12 protein-coding genes are annotated in these 18,850 nt (G+C 73.0%); 3 read left to right on the top strand and 9 right to left on the bottom strand.

Translation table 11 applies throughout. The annotated features are described in order from the left end of the window. Positions 1-97: 97 nt before the first annotated feature. Positions 98-520, bottom strand: a complete 423-nt coding sequence (locus tag ACIBSV_RS24155) for a hypothetical protein (protein ID WP_395866282.1) — start codon at positions 518-520, stop codon at positions 98-100. A 173-nt stretch (positions 521-693) separates the two neighbouring features. Beyond that, the gene (locus ACIBSV_RS24160) at positions 694-2,880 is read right to left on the bottom strand and encodes an ATP-dependent DNA helicase UvrD2 (protein ID WP_395866284.1); all 2,187 of its coding nucleotides are present in this window, start codon (positions 2,878-2,880) and stop codon (positions 694-696) included. Between the two features lie 151 nt (positions 2,881-3,031). Between ACIBSV_RS24160 and ACIBSV_RS24165 the strand changes: the two genes are divergently transcribed. Then, on the top strand, positions 3,032-3,301 hold the full coding sequence (locus ACIBSV_RS24165) for a mycoredoxin (protein ID WP_395866285.1): 270 nt from the start codon (positions 3,032-3,034) through the stop codon (positions 3,299-3,301). A 79-nt stretch (positions 3,302-3,380) separates the two neighbouring features. On the opposite strand, the gene nudC is transcribed toward ACIBSV_RS24165, so the two are convergent. Together nudC and ACIBSV_RS24175 are read right to left on the bottom strand one after the other, a co-directional pair. Then, on the bottom strand, positions 3,381-4,301 hold the full coding sequence (gene nudC / locus ACIBSV_RS24170; RefSeq protein WP_395866287.1) for an NAD(+) diphosphatase: 921 nt from the start codon (positions 4,299-4,301) through the stop codon (positions 3,381-3,383). Continuing rightward, positions 4,298-5,716, bottom strand: a complete 1,419-nt coding sequence (locus ACIBSV_RS24175) for a dipeptidase (RefSeq protein ID WP_395866289.1) — start codon at positions 5,714-5,716, stop codon at positions 4,298-4,300. The genes nudC and ACIBSV_RS24175 overlap by 4 nt, the downstream gene beginning before the upstream one ends. A 96-nt stretch (positions 5,717-5,812) precedes the next feature. Between ACIBSV_RS24175 and ACIBSV_RS24180 the strand changes: the two genes are divergently transcribed. Next, positions 5,813-6,667 (top strand): endonuclease/exonuclease/phosphatase family protein, encoded by an 855-nt coding sequence (locus tag ACIBSV_RS24180; RefSeq protein WP_395866291.1) that lies wholly within the window; start codon positions 5,813-5,815, stop codon positions 6,665-6,667. Positions 6,668-6,680: 13 nt separating this feature from the next. Here ACIBSV_RS24180 and ACIBSV_RS24185 read toward each other — a convergent pair whose 3' ends face one another. From ACIBSV_RS24185 to ACIBSV_RS24205, 5 genes are all read right to left on the bottom strand, one after another. Further along, positions 6,681-7,841: a PP2C family protein-serine/threonine phosphatase gene (locus ACIBSV_RS24185; RefSeq protein WP_395866293.1), complete on the bottom strand. Its 1,161-nt coding sequence runs from the start codon at positions 7,839-7,841 to the stop codon at positions 6,681-6,683. 117 nt (positions 7,842-7,958) lie between these two features. Then, positions 7,959-11,468: a UvrD-helicase domain-containing protein gene (locus tag ACIBSV_RS24190; protein ID WP_395866295.1), complete on the bottom strand. Its 3,510-nt coding sequence runs from the start codon at positions 11,466-11,468 to the stop codon at positions 7,959-7,961. Positions 11,469-11,541: 73 nt separating this feature from the next. Next, the gene (locus tag ACIBSV_RS24195) at positions 11,542-12,258 is read right to left on the bottom strand and encodes a hypothetical protein (protein ID WP_395866297.1); all 717 of its coding nucleotides are present in this window, start codon (positions 12,256-12,258) and stop codon (positions 11,542-11,544) included. Positions 12,259-12,396: 138 nt separating this feature from the next. Next, positions 12,397-15,642, bottom strand: a complete 3,246-nt coding sequence (locus ACIBSV_RS24200; protein ID WP_395866299.1) for an ATP-dependent helicase — start codon at positions 15,640-15,642, stop codon at positions 12,397-12,399. A 225-nt stretch (positions 15,643-15,867) separates the two neighbouring features. Then, positions 15,868-16,224 carry an MGMT family protein gene (locus ACIBSV_RS24205; RefSeq protein WP_395866301.1) on the bottom strand — a complete coding sequence of 119 codons (357 nt, stop codon included), beginning with the start codon at positions 16,222-16,224 and terminating at the stop codon, positions 15,868-15,870. 213 nt (positions 16,225-16,437) lie between these two features. Between ACIBSV_RS24205 and ACIBSV_RS24210 the strand changes: the two genes are divergently transcribed. Continuing rightward, complete coding sequence (locus tag ACIBSV_RS24210) at positions 16,438-18,780, top strand: YbhN family protein (protein ID WP_395866303.1); 2,343 nt, start codon at positions 16,438-16,440, stop codon at positions 18,778-18,780. Positions 18,781-18,850 lie beyond the last annotated feature (70 nt).

Genomic DNA, 18,850 nt, shown 5'->3' on the forward strand with positions numbered 1-18,850 from the left:
CGCTACTCGGTGCTGCTGACAGCCGACAAAAGACAAGGGCCGCGGATCCCGGTGTTCGGGATTCCGCGGCCCTGGAGGGTGCCGACCTGACGTTACGTCAGGTCCTGTTCCTCCAGGACGGATACCCGTTGTTACCGGCAAAGGCCGCCATGGTCATTCCACTGGCCTGCTGCGATTCCTGCGTCTGCGCCTGCTCGCAAGCCGCCGCGTTCGACGGTCGCTCGTTGCGACGCGTCGCCGCTGCCTGCTCGCCTTGCCACGGACCCTCGGCGCTGCCCGCCAGACCGACGAGACCTGAGGCACCCGCGACTGCGGACGCACCACTGCCGTTGCCGCGCAGTCGCGCGGAGGCGGTGATCAGGGCATCGGTCCCGGCATAGGACAGATCCGTGGGGAGCCCGGCCAGGCCGGACTTGGGCAGGGAGAGATCGGCATGCGACAGCTTGGCGGAGCCCACCGACACCACGACCGAAGCGGCGGTGAACGCCTGACGCTGGGCTTTCAAGTTCCTGGTAATCACGACGTTCACCTCCTTTCGAGAGGGTTCGGGGAACACCGCAGGGGTGTTTCCAGGTTTCATGGACGAGCACGGTCGAACGTTCCGACCGTGCTCGTGAGCGTAGATGCGGTTCGGAGCGAGACGCAAACGATTTATTGCATGGTCCTCGTCACTCGAGGGAAACCCCTCGGATCTCACTCCCCGGCAGGAGCATCCTCGTCCTCCGGGATGTGCCCGAAGTCCTCCGGCGCGGGCTCGATCGCGAGGTCGTGACCGGCACACAGCGCGAGCACGTCGTCACCGAATCGCTCCAGCTTGGTTCGGCTCACCCCCGGGATCGCGGCCAGTTGCCGCTCGTTGAGCGGCCGGGTCTCGGCGATCGCGGTCAACGTCGCGTCGGTGAAGACGACGAACGCCGGCTGGCTCTGCTCCTGTGCCCGCCCCCGCCGCCACACGATCAACTGCTCGAGGAGGAACTCGTCGACGTCCGAGGGGCAGTCCAGGCAGCGTCCGATCTTGCGCTCGGCGGCGTCCTGGAGCGCCCGGGCGCACACCCGGCAGCGCACCGGGCCCACCTTGCGCCGGGGCCGGACCGTACCGTCCGGGCCGCGGGCCGGTGAACGGAACGCGTCGGGCAGCGCGGAGCCCGTGCCGCGCGAGCCGTCCGCGCCGCGCAGGCCGTCGAGGAACCGGGACGCCTTGCGGCCTCGGCCGCCCGGAGTGCGGGCCAGGGACCAGGACAGGGTCAGCCGCTCGCGCGCCCGGGTCACCCCGACGTAGAGCAGCCGGCGCTCCTCCTCGATCTTGTCCGGGGTGTCCGCGTAGGCGATCGGCATCATCCCCTCGTTGAGGCCGACCAGGAACACCGCGTCCCACTCCAGGCCTTTGGCCGCGTGCAGCGACGCGAGGGTGACGCCCTCGACCGTCGGCGCGTGTTGCGCGCTCGCCCGCTCGGCCAACTCCGCGGTGAAGTCGCGCAGCGTCGCCTCCGGCCGCTTGACCTCGAACTCCTCGGCGAGCCGCAGCAGCGCGGCCACCGATTCCCATTTCTCCCGGGCCTGGCCGGATCCGGCGGGCGGCTGCGCGCTCCACCCGGTGTTCCCCAGCACCGCGCGCACCTCGCCCGCGAGCGGGCCGCGCTCGGCCTCGGGCCCGCCGGAGATGGCGTGCGCGCGCAGGAAGCCCATCGCCTGCCGGACCTCCGCCCGCTCGAAGAACCGTTCGGCGCCCTTGAGCAGGTACGCCACCGACTGATCGGCCAGCGCCTGTTCGTAGGACTCGGACTGCGAGTTGGTACGGAACAGCACGGCGATCTCGGCGGGCCGCACGCCCTCGTCGATCAGCGCGCGGATCTGCTTCGCGGTGCTCTCCGCCTCGGCCTGCTCGTCGGCGTGCTCGACGAAGCGCGGCGCCGGGCCCTCGCCGCGCTGCGAGATCAGCTTCAGCCGGTGCTTGGCGGCCTCGCCCGTGGCGTGCGCGAGCAGCCGGTTGGCCAGGCCCACCACCTGCGGCGTGGAGCGGTAGTCGCGGACCAGCTCGACCACCTCCGCGTCCGGGTAGCGGCGGCGGAAGTCGAGCAGGTAGGCGGGTGTGGCGCCGGTGAACGAGTAGATGGTCTGGCTCGCGTCGCCGACCACGCACAGGCTGCGCGCCTCGTTCGCCCACAGGTCGAGCAGCCGCTGCTGGAGCGGGTTGACGTCCTGGTACTCGTCCACGGTGAAGTGCCGGTACTGCGCCTGGACCGCCTCGCGCACCTCGGGGCGCTCGTCGAGCAGGCCGATGGTCAGCAGCAGCGCGTCCTCGAAGTCCATCAGGCCCTTGCCGGACTTGATCTTCTCGTAGGCCGCGTAGACGTGGGCGATCTCGGCCGCCGCGCGCGGCGGTTTGCGGCCCGCCGCGAGCACCGCGCGCGGATAGTCGTCCGCCGCGGTCTGGGTGGCCTTGGCCCACTCGATCTCGCCGATGATGTCGCGCAGCTCGGCCCGATCAGCCCGCAGCCGGCAGTGCTGCACCGCGTCGCGGGCGAGCAGGAACTTGGTCTCCACCAGTTGCGGCGGGGCACCGCCGAACACTTTCGGCCAGAAGTACGAGAGCTGGCGCAGCGCCGCCGCGTGGAACGTGCGCGCCTGCACGCCGGGCACGCCCAGGTCGCGCAGCCGGCCGCGCATCTCCCCCGCGGCCCGCGCGGTGAAGGTGACCGCGAGCGTCTGGCCGGGCTGCATCGTGCCGGTCAGCACGCCGTAGGCGATGCGGTGGGTGATCGCGCGGGTCTTGCCGGTGCCCGCGCCCGCGAGCACGCACACGGCGCCGTCGACGGCCTTGGCCACCCGCCGCTGCTCGGGATCGAGCGCGTCCAGGACGTCGTCGGGGGAAGCGATCATCGGCCCATCCTCTCAGGCATCCCCTCGGCCCGAGGCCGCTTGTGCACAGCCCCCGGTGATCCGCACAGGTGTGGAATCAAACCGACCGCGCACATGTTGCCGATGTGGACAACCGTTCCCGGACCGGGCGAACACAAAGGAGTGCATGACGATGTCGGCCCCCGTGACGATGTACAGCACGACGTGGTGCGGCTACTGCCGCCGGCTCAAGAGCCAGATGGAGCGCGAGGGCATCGCCTACACCGAGGTGAACATCGAGCACGACCCCAAGGCCGCCGACTTCGTGATGAGCGTGAACGGCGGCAACCAGACCGTGCCGACGCTGGTCATCCTGCCGCCCGACGGCGGGGCACCGCTGTGGACCGCGACCAACCCGAGCCTGGCCCAGGTCAAGGCCGCCGTCGCGGAGCTCGCCGCCTGAACCCGGGCGAGCCGTACCCCCGCGTGGCGGCGGCCCGCGACGGATTCCCGTCGCGGGCCGCCGCACGTGCGGGCCGGGACTACCAGTGGTTGTCCTCGTCCAGCGCCTCGCCGTACCACTTCTCGATCAGGTGGCGGGCAATCGACAACGCCCCGGGCAGGACCACCTCGCCCGTGCCGACCGCCTCCTTGAGCTGCGCCCGCGAGTACCAGTACGCCTCGGAGATCTCCTCGCCGTCCACCCGCACCCTCTCGTCCACCGCGTAGGCGAAGAAGCCCAGCATCAGGCTGGACGGGAACGGCCAGGGCTGGCTGGCGAGGTACTCCGTGGACGCGGTACGCACGCCGACCTCCTCGTGCAGTTCGCGCGCGACGGCCTGTTCGAGCGACTCGCCGGGCTCGACGAAGCCGGCGAAGGTGGAGAACCGCTTGTCCGGCCAGCTCGCCTGCCGGCCGAGCAGGCACCGGTCGTCCCGGTCCAGCACCAGCATGATCACCGCCGGGTCGGTGCGCGGGTAGTGCTCGGCCCCGCAGGCCGGACAGCGCCGCACGTGCCCGGCCGCGGCGATCTCGGTCGGCTGCCCGCAGCGCGCGCAGAACGTGTGGGTGCGGTGCCAGTGGTGCAGGCCGGTCGCGTGCACGAGCAGTCCCGCGTCCCGGTCGTCCAGGAGCGTGCCGAGTTCGCGCAGGGTGCCCTCGCGCACTCCCGCCGCGGGCTCGGCCAACTCTCCCACCGAGACCGCGAAGTAGCACACACCGGCCGCGTCGACGCCGAGCAGGTAACGCTCGCCCTCCGGCGCGTGTGCCGGATCGACCAGGACCAGGTGCGGCGCGCCCGTGTCGCCCGACCAGTGCGCCCGGCCCTGTCCCAGGACCAGCACGCGCGTCTTCGGCGCGCGCCAGGCCCGGTCCAACCACCCCTGGTCCAGGCGGTGTTCGGCCGCCCGGTCGAGGGCGGATCGGGCCAGTGCCTGCCCGGCGACAGGCTTGGGGTGGATCAACTGACGTCCCTCCCGGATCGTGCTTCGTGCCAGGTCGCCGCGAGGTCCTCCCAGAGGTGCGCGGCGGCCTCCGCGCCCTTGAGGAGCAGCGGCTTCTCCACCTTCTCATCGACCGAATGCCAGCCGTCGTCGGGCAGCGAGACGCCGAGGAAGACCACCGGCGCGCCCAGCACCTCCTGGAGGTCCGCCTCGGGTCCGGAGCCGCCCTCGCGGGTGTACAGGATCTCGGTGTCGAACGCGCGGCCGAGCGCGCGGACCACCGAGCGCAGCGCGGGATGGTCCAGCGGGGTCAGGCACGGCCGGACGCCGGTGCCGAAGTCGAGTTCGCAGCGGATCCCGGCGGGCAGCCGCTCGGCCACCCACGCGCGCACGACCTGCTCGATCCGCTCCGGGTCCTGGCGGTCCACCAGCCGGAAGGAGATCTTCGCGTGCGCGGAGGCGGGCACGATGGTCTTGCGGCCGGGGCCGGTGTAGCCGCCCCAGATGCCGTTGACCTCGGCGGTGGGGCGTGCCCACACCCGCTCCAGTGTGCTGTAGCCGGCCTCGCCGCTCGCCGCGGCGGACTTCGCGTTGCCCAGCCAGGCGGCCTCGTCGAACGGCAGTTTGGCGAACAACTCCCGCTCGCGGTCCGTGAGTTCGCCGACGCCTTCGTAGAAGCCCGGGATCGCGACGTGGCCGTCCTCGTCGTGCAGCGCGGCGATCAGCCGGGCCAGTGCGGTTGCCGGGTTGGGCACCGCGCCGCCGAACGAGCCGGAGTGGATGTCCGAGGTGGGACCGAAGAGGTCGATCTGCATCTCGGCCAAGCCGCGCATGCCGGTGCAGGTGCTGGGCGTGTCCGCGCCCCACATGCCGGTGTCCGAGACCACCACGACGTCGCACGCCAGGCGGTCCCGGCGCCCGCGCAGCAGCGCCGGCAGGTGCTCCGAGCCGGACTCCTCCTCGCCCTCGACGATCAGCTTGAGGTTGACCGCGGGCGTGTCCCGCCCGGTCGCGGCCAGGTGCGCGCGCACGCCGAGCAGGTGGAAGAGCACCTGACCCTTGTCGTCGGCCGCGCCGCGCGCGTACAGCCGATCGCCCACGTCGGTCGGCTCGAACGGCGGCGTGCTCCACCCGTCCGCGAGCGCCGCGGGCTGCACGTCGTGGTGCCCGTAGACCAGCACGGTGGGCGCGTCCGGGTCGGCGCAGGGCCACTCGGCGAACACGGCCGGCAGCCCGGACGTCTCCCACACCTCGACGGTGGGGAAACCGGCGTCGCGCAACGCGCCGCCCAGCCACCACGCGCTGCGCTCGACGTCGGCCGCCGCGGCCGGGTCGCCGGAGATCGACGGGATGGCCAGCCAGGTGCGCAGATCGGCGAAGAAGTCGGCGGCGTGCGCGTGCACATAGGCGGAGATGTCGCGGTCGGGGATGCTCATGGATTCGACCATATGCCCGCCGCCCGGGCGGGTGGCACCGGGCGCCGGCGCGCCGATCGCCGCACGCTCCGCACCCGGTGGGGTTACCGTCGGGCGATGACCACGTTGCGTGTCGCGACCTTCAATCTGCTGCACGGCATGGACCTGGCCGACGGCGAATCCGACCCGGAGCGGCTGCGCGCCGCGCTGGCCGATCTCGACGCGGACATCGTGGCCCTCCAGGAGGTCGACCGGCATCAGGAGCGCTCGGGCGGCGCGGACCAGGCGGCGATCGCGGCCGAGGCGCTGGGCATGTCGCAGTGGCGCTTTCTGGCCTCGGTGCACGGTGTGCCGGCGCCCGTGTCGGGCTGGACCGAGGACGATCCGGTGCCGGGCGAGCGTCGGGTGTACACGGCGGACGAGCGGGGCGAGGGCGGCCCCGGGTACGGCATCGCGCTGTTGTCCCGGCTGCCGGTGTCGCGCTGGCGGGTCCGGCGTTTCCCGGCCGCGCCGCTGAGCCTGCCGCTGCGGGTGCAGGGCCGGCCCGGCCTGACCCGCGTACCGGACGAACCCCGCGGGGTGCTCGCGGCGGTCGTGGAGGGCCCGCACGGACCGTTCACGGTGCTCGCGGCGCACCTGTCCTTCGTGCCCGGCTGGAACATCTCCCAGCTCGCCCGGATCCGCCGCTCCACCGCCGACCTGCCCGGTCCGCAGTTGCTGCTCGGCGACTTCAACCTGCCCGGGCGCATCCCGCAGGCGGTGGTGGGTCGGCGCGGTCGCGGCGCGGGGGCGGGAGCCGTGCGCTGGCGGTCGCTGGCCCGGGTGCCCACGTATCCCTCGTATCACCCCAGGGTCCAGTTCGACCACGTGCTCGGACACGGGATCGGTCCGGAGGCGGTGCGCCGCACCGAGGCGGTCCGGCTGGGCGTCTCGGACCACTGCGCACTGGTGGTGGAGGTGAACGTGGGGTGAGCGCGCCGGGGGTTCAGGCGCTCAGGCGCGCCCCGCGCAGCCCGTCCTGCCGGGCGAGCACGGGCCGGTAGCGCAGGAGCACCATCGCCGCGTCGTCCTGGAGCGGGTGGCCCACGTGCCGCTGCACGTCCGCCTCCAGCCGGTCCAGGGTGTCCTCGACGCCGGGCAGGCTGTCGGGGGCGCGGTCGGGCAGCGGGTAGAACTCGCCGGCCGCGTTGCGCGCCTCGATGATCCCGTCGGTGTACAGCAGCAGCCGGTCCTCGGGCAGCAACGGCACGCGCAGCACCGGCAGGTCCGCCTCGCGCAGGTCCAGGATGCCCAGCGGCGGCGTCGGGGCCGGCGGGTCCAGCGCCTGCGCGTGCCCGGCGCGCAGCAGCAGCGGCGCGGGGTGGCCGCAGTTGAGGATGTCCACACACGCGGCATCGCTCGGGAAGCCGAGCAGGATCAGCGTGACGAACTCCTCGTCGTCCTCGCCGAGCCGACGCTCCAGGCTCGCCGAGAGCCGCCGCGCCACGCCCGGCAGGTCCGGCTCCTCGTACGCCGCCTCGCGGAACGCGCTGAGCACCGCGGCGGCGGTACGCACCGCGCCCAGCCCCTTGCCGCGCACATCGCCGATGGCCACCCGGACACCGAACGGCGTGGGCACCACCTCGTACAGGTCGCCGCCGATCCGCGCCTCGGCCGCCGCCGCGCGGTAGCGCACACCGACGGTGAGCGAGCCCATGGACCGGGGCACCTGGGGCAGCAGCACCTCCTGGGCCGCCTCGGCGACGCTGCGCACCTCCTCGATGGTGCGTTCCTGGCGCATGCGCACATGTACACCGGCCCACGCGGTCGCGGTCACCAGCGCGATCGACACGAGCGTGATGAACGGCTCGCCGCCGCCTCGGCCCTGGCCGAGCGCGGTCAGCGCCACCGCCACCACGGCCGCCACCGCCCCGGTGATCAGTGGTCCGCGCGGGGCCGTCTGGGTGAGTCCGGACAGCGCGGGCGCGACCGCGAGCAGCGGCCCCACGTGCACGTTCTCCGGCGTAGCGGCGGCCAGCACCACCACCGCGAAGATCACCAGGAACGACAGCAGGCGCAGGACCAGGCCGATCACCGGCAGCAGGGGGCGATCACCCGCGACGCCGACAAGCCGCAGTGCCCGTCTCGTCTGTGCTGTTCCGCGCACCGGTGCCGTATCCCGTCCCGTTCGAAGTTCGCCGTACTGCCGATCCTCATAAACCATACGAGTGTCGGAAACCGGCTGCATCGGGCCCATCGTCACCCGACCGGGGTTTCCTCCGGATCAAGAACCCTGGCCCGGGCCCGGTTCGTCACCTTCCGTGAACAACTGTTCCAGTTCGTCTCGTCCGGGCAATCCCTTGGGCCGGACGAGTTCCCCGGTGCGCACGTACAAGAACGCGGCCGAGACCTCCTCGATCGGCACGTCGGCGTATTCGGCCCAGGCCAACCGGTAGACCGCGAGCTGGAGCGGGTCCGCGTTCTGCACCCGGTTGGTCTTCCAGTCGACCACCTCGAACCCCGTGCCCTCGCGATAGACCGCGTCGATCCGGCCACGCACGATCCGGCCGCCGAGGAAGAGCTGAAAGGGCGCCTCCACCCGGTATGGGGCGCGCTGCGCGTAGGGCGTGCGCAGGAACGCCTCCTGGAGCGCGAGCAGGTCCGCCTCGTCGGTGATCTCCTCGTCGGCCGCGCCGGGCAGGTCGTCCGGTTCCAGCAGCGGGCGCTCGCCGAACAACGACTCGACCCACGCGTGGAAGCGGGTGCCGCGGCGGGCCGCGGGGGCGGGCGGGCGCGGCATCGGCCGGGCCAGTTCGCGCGCGAGGCCGTCCGGGTCGTTGGACAGGCGCAACATCTGGGACGCGGACAACGTCGCGGGCAGCGGCACCTCGCGCACCCCGGATCGGCCGCGGCGCAGTTCCTCGGCCAGCCGGACCAGGTCGCGGTCCCACGACTCGATCAGGGCCAGCTCGTCCGGGGTGGGCTCGAACCGGGCGGCGGCGCCGGTCTCGGGGCCCTCGACCGCCGGGTGCCCGGCGCGTACCTCGTCGGTGTGCTCGCGGGCGTCGTCGTGGTCGCGCGAGGGCAGGTCGCGGGCGGGCGGTCCGGGGTCGTCCTCCGGGGGCGGCGCCTCGTGCTCCGGGTCCGGTGGGATGTGGGCGTCGTAGACCTCGACCGGCACCCGCTCGTCGTCGGCCGGGCCCGGGGCGACGGTGAACTCGGGCTCGGGTTCGATCCGAGGCTCGGACTCGGACTCGGACTCGGGCTCGTTCTCGGGCTCGACCGACGGGTGCTGCATCGCGTGGTCGACCCGTCGGGCGGCCTCGCGCCGGGCGAGTTCGGCGAGCACCGCGTCGGCCGCCCGGCGGCGCTCCACCAGCGCGGTCGGGTCCAGCGGCAGCGGCCAGGCGTGTTCGAGGGTGTCCGCCAGATACGGGTTGACCGGCTCGGCGGGTTCGGGCGTCCACACCTCGACGGTGCCGTTGCCGGCCCGGCAGTGTTCGCGGAGCCGGGTGAGGAACGCCGACGGACCGCGCGGCTTCTTCTGGGTCGGCCCCCACCAGTGGCCGGACGCGATCAGCAGTTGTTTGGGGCGGGTGAAGGTCACGTAGCCCAGGCGCAGCTCCTCGGTCGCCTGGTGCTCGCGCATCGCGGCGTCGAACGCCTTGAAGCCCTTGGGCGTCAGGTCCGGCAACACCGCGAGCGCGTCCGCGTCGCCGCGCAGCGGATGCGGCAGCGCCTTGCCGTTGGTGATCCACTTGGTCTGCGTACGCACACTCGGGAAGACGCCCTCGATCAACCCGGGGACCACCACCACCTCCCACTCCAGGCCCTTGGACTTGTGCGCGGTGAGCACCTTCACCGAGTCGCCGGCCGTGGGCAGGCTGCCGTCCAGCCCCTTGTCGTGTTCGGCGGCGGTGCGCAGGAAGGCCAGGAACGCGGTGAGCGAGGGGTCGCCGTCCAGGTCGGCGAAGCCCGCCGCGACATCCAGGAACGCGTGCAGCGTCTCCCGGCGGCGCGCGGCCAGTGCGCCGGGCGACGCGGACAGTTCGACCTCCAGGCCGGTACCGGCCAGCACCCGGTGCAGCAGGTCCATCAGCGGCTCGCCCAGGTGCCGGCGCAGGTCGCGGATCTCGGTGGCGACCCGGGCGAACCGGCGGCGCGCCTCGGCCGAGAAGGGGTGGTGCTCGCCGGGGTCGGCGAGCGCGTCGGAGAGCGAGACCACCTCGGTGGGGTCGATCCCGGCCACCGCCTCCTCCAGGCGCGCGTCCGCGTCGTCGGCGCCGGCCCGATCGACGCGGACCAGTTCGGCGGCCCGGCGACCGAGCAGGGCCAGGTCGCGCGGCCCGATCCGCCAGCGCGGCCCGGCCAGCAGACGCACCAGCGCGGAGTTGGCGGTGGGGTCGTCGAGCACCTCGCACACGGCCACCAGATCGGCCACCTCGGGCAGGTGCAGCAGCCCGGACAGGCCCACCACCTCGACCGGGATGTCGCGGCGCACCAGCGCCGCGTGGATGTCCGCGAAGTCGGCCGCGGTGCGCGCGAGCACGGCGACGTCGCCGGGGGTGATCGGGTCGCCGTTCTTGTCCAGGACGGTGCCGATCGCGGTACCGATCCGGTCCGCGAGCCAGTCGATCTCCGCACGGTGGGTGGGCAGCAGCGCCGCGACGGCCCACCCCTCGTGCTCGGCGCCGGGGCCCGGGCGCAGCGCCTCCACGCCGCTCTCGGGGGTGCGCAACGGCTCGGAGAGGTCGTTGGCGAAGGCCAGGATCCGGCCGCCGCTGCGCCGATTCTCGGACAGCGCGTAGCGGGCCGCGGGGGTGCCGTCGCGCTGCGGGAAGTGCATCGGGAAGTCGTGGATGTTGGCGACCGAGGCACCGCGCCAGCCGTAGATCGCCTGGCACGGGTCACCCACCGCGGTCACCGGGTGGCCGTGCCCGAACAGCCCCTGCAGCAGCACGCGTTGGGCCACCGAAGTGTCCTGGTACTCGTCCAGGAGCACGACCTTGTAGGTGTCGCGCAGGATCTCGCCGACCTCGGGCCGCTCGCCGGCGATCCTGGCCGCGTAGGCGATCTGGTCGCCGAAGTCGAGCAGGTCGCGGCCGCTCTTGGCGTGGGCGTACGCGTCGACCAGGCGGGTCAGGTCGAGCCGGTTGCGCGCGGCGTCGGCGGCCTTGCGCGCGGCGGCGGAGGGCTTCGCGGCGGCCTCGACGTCGGCGACGAAGGCCCGGTCCCACTCCTGGAGCCGGTGGACGGGCACCAGGTGCTCGGCGAGTTCGCCGCCCAAATGCAGGACGGAGGCCACCACGTCGGGCAGCCGGCCGGTCAGCGTGGGGAACGGGCCCCGCGCGGTGCGCGCGGCCCGGGCGGCGAGCTGATAGCGCGTCGCGTCGGCGAGCAACCGGGCGGAGGGTTCCAGGCCGATCCGCAGCCCGTGCTCCTGGAGCAGCCGGCCGGCGAACGCGTGATACGTGGACACGGTGGGCTCGCCGGCGTCCTCGTCGGCCGGGATCTCGCCGCCGCGCAGTTGCCCGATAGCCTTGCGCACGCGCTGCGCCAGCTCACCGGCGGCCTTGTTGGTGAAGGTGAGGCCGAGCACCTGGTCGGGACGCACCGCACCGGTGCCCACCAGCCACACCACCCGCGCGGTCATCACCGTGGTCTTGCCGGATCCGGCCCCGGCCACGATCACCCCGGGGCTCAGCGGCGCGAGCACCGCGTCGAGCTGCTCCGGTGTGAAGGGGATCCCCAGGAGACGACACAGGTCGTCCGGGTCGGTCAGTACGGCGTGCACCGGAGGAAGACTAGCCCCGCACGGCGACAGGAGCGGTCGCGGTACGGGGCCGGTGTCCGGGCGCGGCGCCCGATCACGCGTCCTTGAATTGGCCCTTCAGTTCTTCCTTGGTGATCGACTCGGCCGGCGCGGTGGGCTCGCACTTGCTCTTGCCCTTGGTGAACTTCACCGACATGTCGCCGTCGCCCTCGGACTTGGCCAGGTAGGGGTAGGGCTTGCCCTTCTCCCGCACATAGACGGTGGTCGTGACGCCGTCCTCGTCCTTCTTGCTGAGCGGGATCACCTTCACGCCGTCGATCTTGACCGGCTCGCCCTTGCTCACCCCGTCGGTGGAGCCGTCGAAGAAGTCGGCCATGCTGCCGGGGCCGCCGTCCTCGTCGTCCACCGGGGTCTTGACCCACTTGCCGGACACCACGGCCACGGCCCGATCCAGGACCGCGGCCGGGACGGTGTCGCTCATCGACTTCTTCCAGAAGGCCGAGTCGGCCTTCATGTACTGGTCCTTGCCGACGATGATCATCTCGACCGGGTCGCCGTCGATGACCATCCTGCCCTGCACGTCCGCGCCGTTGCGGATGCACAGGTCCCATTCGATCCTGGTCTCCTCGTCCCGACCACCACCGACCATCTTGTAGTCGGCGACGGACTCGAGCAGCCGCTGCGCCTCGTCGGCCAACGTCTTGGCGTCGGTTCCGGCGTTCGACTTCGCCTCCGAACCGCCACAGGCGGTCAGCCCGGCGAAGGCGACAGCGACGACGGGGACGATCGCAAACATACGTGCAGTGCGCACGAAACTCCTTGACTCGGGGACCGGAGGGGCCTGCGCACGAGTATGGCCATGGCAAAGAAAGCATGATCAACCGCCCCGATACGTACGGCTTCACGGGGAAATGCCGACAGGCGGATGCGTCGGAACCGGCCACACCGGCTAGTCGACCGTCATCCGTCCCTCCGGACGCGCGCTGCAACACTTGCGGAAATCGCACATGTCGCAGTGCGAACCCGTGCTGGGGGTGAACCGCTCGCCGATGATCCGGCCGGCCACGTCCGCCAGCAACCCGCCCACCCACGTCCCGCCGTCCGGTCCGGGCAGCGGCGGGTCCTGGGCCAGCACCAGCGGCTGCTCGGCGTCGCCCTTCTCCGGCGTGCGCAACTGGATCAACTCGGCACCGCCGGAGGCCGGTCGCCCGCCCTCGAAACCGGGCAGACCGTCGAGCGCGCCAGCCGCGACCGCGACCTGGTACACCGCGAGTTGCGGGTGGTCCTCGATCTCGGTGCGCGTCGGCGGCCGACGCCCGGTCTTGAAGTCGACCACGTACGCGAGGCCGTCCTCGCCGCGCTCGACCCGGTCCATCGAGCCCCGGATGACCACCCGGTACTCGCCCGCGGTCAGCTCGACCTCGAAGCCGTGCTCGGTGGCCGCGACCACCCGGTGCCGTTCGTGGGTGTGCCAGGACAAAAACCGCTCCAGCGCCGTCCGGGCCTCGTCCTTCTGCTGCTCGGACTGCCACGGCGCGTCGAACGCCAACGCGTCCCACACCCGGTCCAGCCGGTCCATCAGCACCGGCAACTCGGCCGCGGTCGCGCCGGTACCCACCTCGTCCGCGAGCGCGTGCACCACGTTGCCGAAGCCCAGCGCCGCCGAACGCGGCGAGTCCGCGTGCACCTCGCTGCCCAGAAACCAGCTCAGCGCGCAGTCGCGCACCTTGGCCACCGAACTGCCGGACAAGCGCACCGCGCCGTCCGGATCCCGGATCGGCACCCCCGGATCCGTCGGCGCCACCAGCCCCCACCACCGGTCCGGGTGCGCGGCCGGCACCAGCGGATGACCCTCGTCGTCGCGCAGGTCCGCGAGCGCGGCCAACCTCCGCGCGGCGGCCCGGCGCAGCACGGCGGGCGCCAGCGGATCCACCGCCGCCGACCGCAGCTCGGCCACCAGCGCCGAGGTGGACAGCGGACGCCGGGGCCGCTCCTTGACCTCCACCGGCGTGACCCCCAGCTCCTCCAGGAAGCGCGAGGGCTGGTCGCCGTCGTCGTAGCTGGAGTCGACCGCGGTCACCACCAGCCGCTCCTTCGCCCGGGTGACCGCGACGTAGAACAACCGCCGCTCCTCGGCGAGCAGCGCGCCCGGCGACAGCGGTTCGGCCAGGCCGTCCGAACCGATCCGGTCCGCCTCCAGCAGCGAACCCCGGCGACGCAGGTCCGGCCACAGCCCCTCCTGCACCCCGTGCACCACCACCAGGCGCCACTGCAGGCCCTTGGCCCGGTGCGCGGTCAGCAAGCGCACCGACTCGCCGCGCAGCGCGCTGTCGTCGAGCCGGTCGCCGGGGATCTGCTGGGCCTTGAGCTCGGCCAGGAAGTTCAGCGCGCCCCGATGGCCGGCCCGCTCCTCGGCCTTGGCGGCCACCTCGAACAGGGCCACCACCGCGTCCAGGTCGCGGTCCGCGTTGCGCCCGGCGGTACCGCCGCGCAACACCGCGCGCTCCAGCCGTGCGGGCCAGGGCGTGCCCTGCCACAGCTCCCACAGCGCGTCCTCGGTGCTGCCGCCGCCCGCGAGCACCTCGCGCGCCTTGCGGACGAGCATGCCCAGGCGCAACGCGCCGCCGCCGACCCGCTGCTCTATCCCGACCAGTTGCCCGGGCTCGGCCAGCGCGTCCCGGATCAGCTCGGCGGAGGGCCGGGTACTGGTCACCGAGGCGCCCGACGCGGCCCGCTCCTCGGCCCGCAGCGCCCGCCCGAGCAGCCGCAGATCGCCCGCGTCCAACCCCCCCAGCGGGGACTGCAACAACGCGCGCGCGGTCTCCGCGTCCAACACGTTCGGATCCGCCGCCACGTGCAGCGCGGTCAACAGCGGCGACACCGCCTGCTCGGCCGCGATCGGCAACTCGTCGCCGGCGATCTCCAGCGGCACCCCGGCGGCCGACAGCGCCCGCCGCAGACCCGGGATCGAACGCGCGCCCGAGCGCACCAGTACGGCCATCTCCCCCCACGGCACACCCTCCTCCAGGTGCGCGCGGCGCAGGATGTCGGCGATGTTGTCCAACTCCGCGCCGGGCGTGGGGTACGTGTACACCTCGACCCGGCTCGGATCCCGCTCACCCGACACCGACGGGATCAACTCGCGGTGCGCGCGCACCCGGTCGCCGGGCAGCCGGCTCAGCGGCATGCGCTGGGTGACCACCCGGGACGCGGCCAGCAGCCCGGCCGGCGCCCGGCGCGAGGTGCGCAGCACGACGATGTCCGCGGGCTCGCCGTCGGCACGCGGGAACCGGTGCGGGAAGTCGAGGATGCCGTTCACGTCCGCGCCGCGGAACGCGTAGATGGACTGGTCCGGGTCGCCCACCGCGATCAGGTCCCGCCCGTCCCCGGCCAGCGCCGCCAGCAGGCGCACCTGCGCCGGGTCGGTGTCCTGGTACTCGTCGACGAACACCGCCTTGTAGCGCCCGCGCAGGATCTCGGCGGTCTCCGGCCGCTCGGCGAGCAACACCGCGCGGTGCACCAGTTCGGCGTAGTCGACCACGCCCTGCGCGTCGATCACGTCCAGGTACTCGGCGAGGAAGTCGGCCGCGGCCCCCCAGTCCCGACGCCCGGTGTCCTTGGCGAACCGGGCCAACGCGTCCGGATCGAGCCCGAGTTCGCGGCTGCGCGCGATCACCGCACGCACCTCGTCGGCGAAGCCCCGGGTGCCCACCGCCGCACGCAGCTCGGCGGGCCAGCTCTGGCTGCCCTCCTCGACCCCGCCCGCGAGCAGTTCGCGCACGAACACGTCCTGCTCGGGACCGGTCAACAGGCGCAGCGGATAGCTGAACAACTCGGCCGGCTGGTGTTCGCGCACCAGTGCGTAGCAGAACGAGTGGAACGTGGTCGCGGTCGGCACCGCCGCGGTCCGCGCCCCGGCGGCGCGCAGCCGCGCGGTCAACCGGTCGCGCAACTCGCCCGCCGCCTTGCGACCGAAGGTCAGGACCAGGATCTCCTCCGGCCGGATCCCACGCGCCACCCGCTCGGCGACCGCCTCCACGAGCACCGTGGTCTTGCCCGTGCCGGGACCCGCGAGCACGAGCAGCGGCCCGCCGCGGTGCTCGACGACGGCACGCTGATAGTCGTCGGGTATCACGGGCGCGGGCGGGGCCACGGGGGTGCGCCGCAGGCGGTACGCCGGGGTCGGGGTGGTCATCTGGCCGAAAGTGCCTTCGGGTCGCCGTCGAATCCTGTGTCTGCACGGGCCGCGCCGTCGACAGGTCGGACAGCGGTCTCGGTCGCGGTGGGTCGGCCGCGCCCCGGTCGGCAGGGCGCGGCCGATGCCCATCAGATCACACCCGGCCCGCTCGCCCCGGGAGCACACAAGACTTCCGGGCGCGGATCGGGGCGCGACCACTGTGACCCGGCCCACCCCGCGCGGTCAGGAGATCGGCGGATCCTCCCGGTCGGCGGGCACCTGCGCGGGCACCTCGTCGGGCGCCGGCACCCAGCGTGCCCGCCCGATGTCCACCCGCTCGCCGCCCGAACGCAACGGCGTGCCCTCGGCCCGGTAGTGCCCGGGCGCGCGCACCGCGTGGCTCGACGGCAACGAGCCGTCCGCGCGCACCACCCGCCACCACGGCACCCCGCCGCCGTACAGCGCCATCACGCGGCCGACCTGCCGTGGGCCGCCTTCCTGGAGGGCCTCGGCGACGTCCCCGTAGGCCATCACCCGCCCGGGCGGGATGCGCTCGACCAGGTCGAGCACCCGCTCGGCGAAGGGGTTAGGGTCACTCATCCGCACATGGTGACAGAGTCGTCGGACACGGGGTCGGACGACCGCCCGCCCCTTTCGGCCGCACTTCGGCGCGGCCGGGCGCAAACCCGGGCGCGGGTCGTGGCACCATCGACGCGGTGGTGACGGGTGATTCGAGAGCATGACGGAACGATCGCGACGGGGGCCCCCGGGAACGGGCGCGCCCTCGTAGTCGAGCCCTCGCAACCGCTGCGTGTGCACCGATCGTCCGATTTGATCCGAGTCCTGCTCGGTGTGCTCACCCTCGGCGTGGTCTTCTTCCTGGCCAGTATCGCCCGGCAGACCACCTCGGGCCTGGAATCGGACATCGTCCGCGGCGCCCAGAACAGCACGCCGCACCTGCTGCTCAACCTCTCCGGCGGGGTGTTCGCCGTCGCGGTGCTCGTGGTGCCGGTGGCCTACGGGATCGAACGCCTGATCAGCCGGGACGGGTTGCGGGTCGCCGACGGGGTGATCGCCGCCGCCATGACCTACCTGGCCTCACTCGGCCTGGACTGGTGGATCACCGGCCCCGGCCCCGAGGCGCTGCGCGACGCGCTCACCCGCCCGCTGCCACTGCCGCGGAGCGGCTGGACCGACCCGGTCCACGGCTACCTGGCGCCGATCGTCGCCTACGTCACCGCGGTCGGCCTGGTCCGCAGACCGCGCTGGCAATTGGTGGTGTGGACGCTGCTCCTGCTGAACGCGGCGACCGTCCTGGTCGGCGGGTACACCACACCCGTCGCGCTGCTCACCAGCGTGCTGTTCGGCCGCACCATCGCCTACGCCACGCTGTACGCGGTCGGCCTGCCCAACACCCGGCCGCCGGCCGAGTCGGTGGTCGCCGCGCTGCGCCGGTTCGGCCTGGTCGCGTTGTCCTGCGTGCGCACCGACGACGGCCCCGAGGAGACCCGCCGCTACGCGGTCCGGCTGGCCGACGAACGGCTGCTGGACGTCACCGTGCTGGACCGCGACCAGCAGGCATCCGGCGCGATCTACCGCTTCTACCGCCGCCTGGTGCTGCGCGGGGTCACCCAGCGCCGCACCGTGTTGTCCACCCGCCGCGCGCTGGAGCAGGAGTCGCTGATGGCGTACGCCTGCGCCGACGCGGGGGTGCGCGCGCCGCGTCTGGTGGCCACCACGGAGGTCGGCCCGGACGCCGCGCTGCTCGCCTACGCGCACGTGCCCGGCCGCACCCTGGACACCCTCGAGGACGACGAGCTCACCGACGAGCTGTTGGCCCGACTGTGGGGACTGCTGGGGCTGCTCCAGGCACACCGGCTCACCCACCGGCGGTTGGTCGCCGAGAGCATCCTGGTGGACGGCGCCGGGGAGCCGTGGCTGGTGGACCTGCGAGCCGGCGAGATCGCCTCCGGCGATCTGGCGCTGCGGATCGACACCGCGCAGTTGCTCACCACCATCGCGCTGCGGGTGGGCGAGGAGCGCGCGGTGCACACCGCCGCGGAGGTGCTCGGCGCGGACACCGTGGCCGCGTGCCTGCCGCTGTTGCAGAAGGTCGCGCTCAGCCGCAGCACCCGTGCGGTGCTGCGCAAGGACAAGAACCTGCTCTCCCGGATCCGCGAGCAGATCCTGGAGCTGCGTCCGCAGGCCGAGGTCGAGCCGGTCCGCCTGGAGCGGGTCCGCGCGCGCACCCTGGTCACCGTGGTGGCCAGCGCGTTCGCGGGCTACTTCCTGCTGTCCCAGCTCAGCCACGTCGACCTGGGCGAGATCTTCGACAGCGCGAACTGGGGCTGGGCGGCGATCGGCCTGCTGGCCTCCTCGCTCAGCTACGTGTGCGCGGCGCTGATGTTGCTCGGCTTCGTCCCGGAACGGCTGTCGCTGTTTCGCACCACCATGGTGCAACTCGCCGGTTCGTTCGTGAAGTTGGTCGCGCCACCGGCGGTCAGCGGCGTCGCGTTGAACACCCGCTACCTGCAGAAGGCCGGGATCCCGCCCACCCTCGCCGCCGCGAGCGTGGGCGTCTCGCAGTTGGGCGGCCTGGTCTTCCACGTCGGCCTGCTGGCCTTCTTCGGCTACATCGCGGGCACCGCCGAGACGCCGTCCTTCGCGCCGTCGGGCGCGGTGATCGCGGGCCTGTTGGTCCTGGCCCTGGTGACGCTGCTGGTGATGGCCGTTCCGCCGCTGCGGCGCTGGATCGTCAAGCAGTTGCGCCAACTCTTCTCCGGCATCGTGCCGCGTCTGCTGGACGTGCTCCAGACCCCGACCAAGCTCGCGGCCGGCCTCGGCGGCACGGTGTTGCTCACGCTGTCCTTCATCCTGTGTCTGGACGCCAGCGTGCGGGCCTTCGGCGGCTCGGCCAACTTCGCCGCGATCGCGGTGGTCTTCCTGGCCGGCAACGCGATCGGCTCGGCCGCACCCACCCCGGGCGGCATCGGCGCGGTCGAGGCGGCCCTGATCGCGGGCCTGACCAGCACCGCTCGCCTGCCGTTCGAGACCGCGACGGCCGCCGTGCTGCTCTACCGCTTCCTGACCTTCTGGCTGCCGGTGCTGCCCGGCTGGCTCGCCTTCACCCACCTGCAACGCAAACAGGCGATCTGAGCCCTCGCCACGGTCCGAAAAAACGCCGGACGGGCCGATGGGAATCGGCCCGTCCGGCGTTCGGGGGCAT

It is taken from the genome of Embleya sp. NPDC050154, from assembly GCF_044460165.1.
Lineage (GTDB): Bacteria > Actinomycetota > Actinomycetes > Streptomycetales > Streptomycetaceae > Embleya.

What these genes read in the sequence shown, in the direction of transcription:
- ACIBSV_RS24205 (WP_395866301.1), bottom strand. Translation starts at nt 16,224, where the DNA reads ATGAGTGACCCTAACCCCTTCGCCGAGCGGGTGCTCGACCTGGTCGAG.
- ACIBSV_RS24160 (WP_395866284.1), bottom strand. Translation starts at nt 2,880, where the DNA reads ATGATCGCTTCCCCCGACGACGTCCTGGACGCGCTCGATCCCGAGCAG.
- ACIBSV_RS24165 (WP_395866285.1), top strand. Translation starts at nt 3,032, where the DNA reads ATGTCGGCCCCCGTGACGATGTACAGCACGACGTGGTGCGGCTACTGC.
- ACIBSV_RS24200 (WP_395866299.1), bottom strand. Translation starts at nt 15,642, where the DNA reads ATGACCACCCCGACCCCGGCGTACCGCCTGCGGCGCACCCCCGTGGCC.
- ACIBSV_RS24180 (WP_395866291.1), top strand. Translation starts at nt 5,813, where the DNA reads ATGACCACGTTGCGTGTCGCGACCTTCAATCTGCTGCACGGCATGGAC.
- ACIBSV_RS24175 (WP_395866289.1), bottom strand. Translation starts at nt 5,716, where the DNA reads ATGAGCATCCCCGACCGCGACATCTCCGCCTATGTGCACGCGCACGCC.